Annotated in this window: 7 protein-coding genes; 4 read left to right on the forward strand and 3 right to left on the reverse strand. The window is 59.8% G+C overall.

Annotated elements, in window-relative coordinates; translation table 11 throughout:
* The coding region (gene thiC, locus O2807_11320) for a phosphomethylpyrimidine synthase ThiC (GenBank protein MDA1001088.1) at window positions 1-1,011 on the forward strand (1,011 nt) is incomplete at its 5' end.
* Window positions 1,012-1,088: 77 nt separating this feature from the next.
* On the opposite strand, the gene O2807_11325 is transcribed toward thiC, so the two are convergent.
* The gene (locus tag O2807_11325) at window positions 1,089-2,312 is read right to left on the reverse strand and encodes a hypothetical protein (protein MDA1001089.1); all 1,224 of its coding nucleotides are present in this window, start codon (window positions 2,310-2,312) and stop codon (window positions 1,089-1,091) included.
* Window positions 2,313-2,347: 35 nt separating this feature from the next.
* The gene (locus O2807_11330; GenBank protein MDA1001090.1) at window positions 2,348-2,959 is read right to left on the reverse strand and encodes a YqgE/AlgH family protein; all 612 of its coding nucleotides are present in this window, start codon (window positions 2,957-2,959) and stop codon (window positions 2,348-2,350) included.
* Between the two features lie 112 nt (window positions 2,960-3,071).
* Here O2807_11330 and O2807_11335 point away from each other — a divergent pair, with 112 nt between their 5' ends.
* From O2807_11335 to O2807_11345, 3 genes are all read left to right on the forward strand, one after another.
* Window positions 3,072-3,971 carry a glycosyltransferase family 39 protein gene (locus tag O2807_11335; GenBank protein MDA1001091.1) on the forward strand — a complete coding sequence of 300 codons (900 nt, stop codon included), beginning with the start codon at window positions 3,072-3,074 and terminating at the stop codon, window positions 3,969-3,971.
* A 79-nt stretch (window positions 3,972-4,050) separates the two neighbouring features.
* On the forward strand, window positions 4,051-5,169 hold the full coding sequence (locus tag O2807_11340; protein MDA1001092.1) for a tetratricopeptide repeat protein: 1,119 nt from the start codon (window positions 4,051-4,053) through the stop codon (window positions 5,167-5,169).
* 5 nt (window positions 5,170-5,174) lie between these two features.
* Window positions 5,175-5,327, forward strand: coding sequence for a hypothetical protein (locus O2807_11345; protein ID MDA1001093.1), 153 nt, complete (start codon window positions 5,175-5,177; stop codon window positions 5,325-5,327).
* Between the two features lie 65 nt (window positions 5,328-5,392).
* On the opposite strand, the gene O2807_11350 is transcribed toward O2807_11345, so the two are convergent.
* Window positions 5,393-5,587 (reverse strand): diheme cytochrome c-553 (locus O2807_11350; protein MDA1001094.1); only part of this gene is annotated, 195 nt, incomplete at its 5' end.

Below are 5,587 nucleotides of genomic sequence, written 5' to 3' on the forward strand. Positions count from 1 at the left end.
CTGGAAAAAGTCGATGGCAAGGCCGAGGAGCTCACCTGGGAGATCTACCGCGACACCCTGATCGAGCAGGCCGAGCAGGGGGTGGACTACTTCACCATCCACGCCGGGGTGCTGCTCCGCTACGTGCCCCTCACCGCCAAGCGGATGACCGGCATCGTCTCACGCGGCGGCTCCATCATGGCGAAATGGTGCCTCGCCCATCATGAGGAGAGCTTCCTCTACACGCACTTCGATGATATCTGCGAGATCATGAAGGCCTACGACGTTTCCTTCTCCCTCGGGGATGGCCTGCGCCCCGGCGCGATCGCGGACGCGAACGATGAGGCCCAGTTCGCCGAGCTCGAAACGCTGGGCGAGCTGACGAAAAAGGCGTGGGCGCACGACTGCCAGGTGATGATCGAGGGCCCCGGCCATGTGCCCATGCACCTCATCAAGGAGAACATGGACAAGCAGCTCGCGATCTGCGACGAGGCGCCCTTCTACACCCTCGGGCCCCTCACGACCGACATCGCCCCCGGCTACGATCACATCACGAGCGCCATCGGCGCCGCCATGATCGGCTGGCTCGGCACGGCGATGCTCTGCTACGTCACGCCGAAGGAGCATCTGGGGCTTCCCAACAAGGAGGACGTGAAGGCGGGCGTCATCACCTACAAGATCGCCGCCCACGCCGCCGACCTCGCCAAGGGACACCCCGGCGCGCAGGCCTGGGACGATGCCATCTCCAAGGCGCGCTTCGATTTCCGGTGGGAGGACCAGTTCAACCTCGCCCTCGATCCCGTCACCGCGCTCGCCTACCACGACGAGACGCTCCCGGCGGATGGGGCGAAGGTGGCGCACTTCTGCTCGATGTGCGGCCCCAAGTTCTGCTCGATGAAGATCACGCAGGAAGTCCGCGAGTACGCCGCCGCCCAGGGGCTCGAGGATCAGGCCGCCATCGAGGCCGGCCTCAAGGCGAAATCCGCCGAGTTCAAGGAAAAAGGGGCGGAGGTGTACGTGAAGGAGGGGTAAAAAGCCCTGCGGTTAAAGGTTAAATAAAACAAACCCCCGTCTCAAAAGGCGGGGGTTTTTGGTGTGTTGAGGTTTAGTTACGATTTGCTCAAATTCTCCAAAGAATGTTCTATAACTCCAGGCAACTTTTCAAGATTATTTAAAACCTGACATTCAAATTTTTGCGCAATTCCCCCAGTTAAATTTGCAAAATATCCGTCAGTCCGAAATATATCTACATATGGGATATAAAAAGAGTGTAATATATCGCCAGCATCACTATCTCGGATTTTCCGCATATTATCAGACACAGACATGTTGTCCTTAAAAAATTCTCTATGAACCATTAATTGGATTGCAATCGACCGAAGGATAGGATGAGGTGCGCCATTTGCCATCTCATTTATAAGCTCGACAGGTATCTTATCTTCTCTTGCCAGTTGATGATCCGTACTATCAGATGAATGTCGTCTCAGAATTTGATTGAAATCAATATCATTCCCTTGCTTCTTGGCTTGACTTATCATCTCAACAAGGAATTCCCTTGAATTTCGCAACATATTCATGGCGTCTCTCTCAAATTCCAAAAACCAGGAAAACAATTTATTCGCAAAATCATTTTCCTCAAAATATTCTGTTACAAAATTTTCTGGACGAAAAACTCCTCTCATAAGTTCTAGACAAAATTCTCTTTCACTTATTTTCCCAGTTAACATTTCTTTAAATTTATTTTCGGTATATATCGAATTTCCGACAGGGAGTTCTTGCTGCAATGCGACACAAACCTCATCGCTTACCGAAGCCAATATCTCTAATCCCTTCGCATTAATTTTTCCTTTCGTAAAGACCGCTCTTTTTGCGTATTTTTTTACCTCAAGAGAAACGTCTTTTTTTGTTATCTCTTCAAGGAGTGCTGTTGCTAGTTTTTCTTTAATTTTCAGCACTGAATCTATTTGAGGAAACCAATCTCCTTCCTCAGAAATCGCTAAAACTTTATTTCTTGCTGACCTTTTCTTTTTTTTCTCATGAAAAAAATTGATTTCATCCTGAAAAATCATTTTACAATGCCGAAATGCTGAACCTTTGCTTAATTCATCCATCAACTTCGCTTTTCTTATGGCAAGATCTCGATGCCCTTCATCATATTTTAAAATTTCACATAAATGGAAATACGAAAATGGAAATATGGCTGTGCCATCTTCAGAAAATTGTTTAAGAGCATCTAATATAGGTTCAAATTTTTTAGCTTGCGCTTTTTGGCCGACATCGGCCAAACGCGAATAATCACTTGTGTCTAAATAAACAATTATTGGATCAGACACTTCAGAACTCCACGTCTAGAAATTAATAACCCCCCTCACAACGTCCGATACCGCCTCCCGATCGCTCTCTTCCATTTCCCATCGTGTTTTTTGCCGAAGAGGAGGGCGTCGTCCGGGGCGGCGGTGATCCAGTCGCCGCGGCGCATCTCGCCCTCGAGCTGGCCGGGGCCCCAGCCCGCGTAACCGATGATGAAGAGAAACCGCTTGGGGGCCTTGCCCCCGGCCATGGCGCGCAGGACCGGCTCGAAGGGGCTCACGCCGACGCCCTCTCCCGCGGAAACGTCGCCGGGGAAGTGCTTTTCGCTGTCGTGGAGGACGAAGCCGCGGTCGGGGTTGACGGGGCCGCCGTAGTGCATGGTGATGTCGCGGCGCGCCTTCGGGGGGAGGATGCCGAGCTTCTCGTAGAGATAGGCGAGCTTCACCTTGCCGAGCGGGCGGTTGACGATGAGGCCGAAGGCGCCCCCGGCGTCGTGGCGGACCATGTAGATGACGGTCTCGCGGAAACGCGGGTCCTGGATGCGCGGGGCGGCGACGAGGAGCTCGCCCTTGAGGCTCTCCTGCGCGGGGGCCGCGGCCGGGGCGAGGATCAGAGCCGCGAGGAGACAGAGGGCGGCGAGCCTCCGCAAGAGTGACCTGATGGCGGGCATGGCGCCTCCTTTTGTCCTTCCCCTTCTTAATCTATCACAAAGGCGGCGTTTTCCACGGACCCGCGAGGTGCGCTACCATCTTTCCGCACCGCCCGCTGCCCGGAGTTTCCGCATGGCCCGCCGGAGAAAAAAGAACGCACCGCCCGCAGCACAAGCGGCGGCAGCTCCCGCCGGGGGCCCCGCCTTCTGGTTGAACGACCGGGGGCTGGACAGCCGGGCGCTGGGGCTGCTCCTCATCGCGGGGACGATCCTCGCCTACCTCTCGGCGCTCGGGGCGGGCTACATCTGGGACGACCCGGAGTACCTGACCGCAAACCCGCTGGTGCAGGGCGGCCTCGCGGGGCTGGGCCGCATCTGGATTCCCTTCGAGACGGTGCAGTACTACCCGCTGGTCTTCTCCGCCTTCTGGGCGGAGCACGCCCTCTGGGGACTCGCCCCCTTCGGCTACCATCTGGTGAACGTGCTCCTTCACGCGGGGAGCGCGCTGCTCGTCTGGCGGATTCTTCTCCGGCTCGGGGTGCCGGGGGCGTGGCTCGCGGCGGCGATCTTCGCGGTCCACCCCGTCCATGTGGAGTCGGTCGCCTGGGTGACCGAGCGCAAGAACGTCCTCTCGGGGCTGTTCTATCTCCTCGCGCTCCGGCAGTACCTGATCTTCGATGAAGAAAGCGAAAACAAAGACTGGGCCCTCTCGCTCCTCTTCTTCCTCTTCGCCCTCCTCAGCAAGACGGTGACGGCGAGCTTGCCGGTGGCAATCCTCATTGTCCTGTGGATGCGGGGAAGATCGATCGAGAAAGAGACCATCCTGCGGGTGCTGCCCTTCTTCCTCCTCGGGGCGGCGGCGGGCCTGTTCACGGCATGGCTCGAGGTCTTCCAGGTGGGCGCCTTCGGGGAGGAGTTCGTCCAGGGGCCCATCGCCAGACTCACCCTCGCGGGGATCGTCCCGTGGTTTTATTTGGGGAAACTTTTTTTTTCCCTCCTCCCTGATCTTCTCCTACCCCCGGTGGGCGATTGACCCGGCGCAGCCCCTCCAGTGGCTCGGCCTCACGGGGATGGCGCTCGCCGCTTTCCTGTTGTGGAGGTACCGCGAGCGGTTGGGTCGAGGCCCCGCGGCGGCGGCGCTCTTTTTCCTCTTCACGCTGGGGCCGGTGCTGGGCTTCCTGAACGTCTACCCGATGCGCTTTTCGTATGTGGCGGATCACTTTCAGTATCTGGCGAGCCTCGGGCCCATCGCGCTCTTCGCGGGGGCGGCAGCTGTGCTCTGGAAAAAACGGGAATGGGGCCTTCCGGCCGGGACGGCCCTCGCCGCCCTTTTGCTGATCGCCCTCGGCGCGCTCAGCTACCGGCAGGGGCGCATCTACAAGAGTGCCGAGACCCTCTGGCGCGACACGGCGGCGAAGAACCCCGCGAGCTGGATGGCGCAGAACCATCTCGGGCGCATCCTCGCCGCGCGGGGCGACCTCGCGGGGGCGGTGGCGCGCTACCGCGCCGCGCTTAAAGTGAAGCCCGATCACGCCTACTCCCTCAACAACCTGGGCAACGCCCTGCTGCAGATGGGCAAGAAGGCGGAGGCCATCGAGACCCTGCGCCGCGCGGCGGCGGCGGATGGCACCTACGCCAACGCGAGGAACAGCCTGGGCCGGGCGCTCCTCGCGGCGGGCCGGGTGGACGCGGCCATTGAAACGCTCCAGGAGGCGCTGCGCATCAACCCCCGCTTCGCCCCCGCGCACAGCAACCTCGGGATGGCCTTCATGCAAAAGAGCGCGTCGGATCGCGCCGTGGCCGCCTTCCGGCGGGCCATCGAGTTGTCCCCCCGCCTCACGGCCGCGCGCTACAACCTCGCGATCGCGCTCTCGGAGATGAAAAGGTACGGCGAGGCGATTGCGGCGCTCCGCCCCGGCGCCGCGGAGAGGCAGGCGGCGCAGCTTCTCGCCTGGCTCCTCGCCACCGCTCCCGATGCGAGGCACCGCGACGGGCGGGCGGCGCTGCGCCTCATCGAGGGGAGCCTTCGCGGCAAGCGGGTGAGCCCGCAGTCCATCAGCATCTTCGCGGCGGCGTTGGCCGAGACAGGACAGTTTCAGGGGGCCGCCGAGGCCGCCCGCGAGGCGGCCGCCATGGCCGAGCGCGCCGGCAACACAAAAAACGCGGCCCTTTACCGGGCCTTCGCCGGCCTCTACGCCGCGGGAAAACCCTACCGCCTGCCCGCCCCGTAGCACATTTGCCCGCCCCGACTACTCGTCCCATCGCGATATTCTTCTCGGGCCTCGACGACAAGCGGAACATGGACGAGTCCCTGGAAGAAATGCAGCACGGCGAGGACACCCAGAGCGAGGCGGACATCCGCACGAAGCGCCGCGCGGCGGAGCTCTGAGGGCGGCCGCAAAAAAGCCCCCGCCCTTTCGGACGGGGGCTTTTTCGTTCCGGGAAAACGCGCGCCTATTTTTTCTTCGGCGGGATGTAGCGCACCTTCACCTCGTTGCGTACCGGCTTGAGTGAGCGCAGGTAGGCGATGATGGCGTTCATGTCCGCATCCTTGATGTTCTGGTAGTAGGAATAGCCCATCGGCGGGCCCATCGGGGCGCCGTTGGCCCGCTGGCCGAGCTTGACGGCGACCTTGATCTGCCGGTCGGT

The sequence above is a fragment of the bacterium genome (assembly GCA_027622355.1).
In the GTDB taxonomy this organism is placed as follows: domain Bacteria; phylum UBA8248; class UBA8248; order UBA8248; family UBA8248; genus JAQBZT01.

Bases quoted from the DNA above. Each gene is read 5' to 3' on its own strand.
- O2807_11330 (MDA1001090.1), bottom strand. From the start codon at position 2,959: ATGCCCGCCATCAGGTCACTCTTGCGGAGGCTCGCCGCCCTCTGTCTC.
- O2807_11335 (MDA1001091.1), top strand. From the start codon at position 3,072: ATGGCCCGCCGGAGAAAAAAGAACGCACCGCCCGCAGCACAAGCGGCG.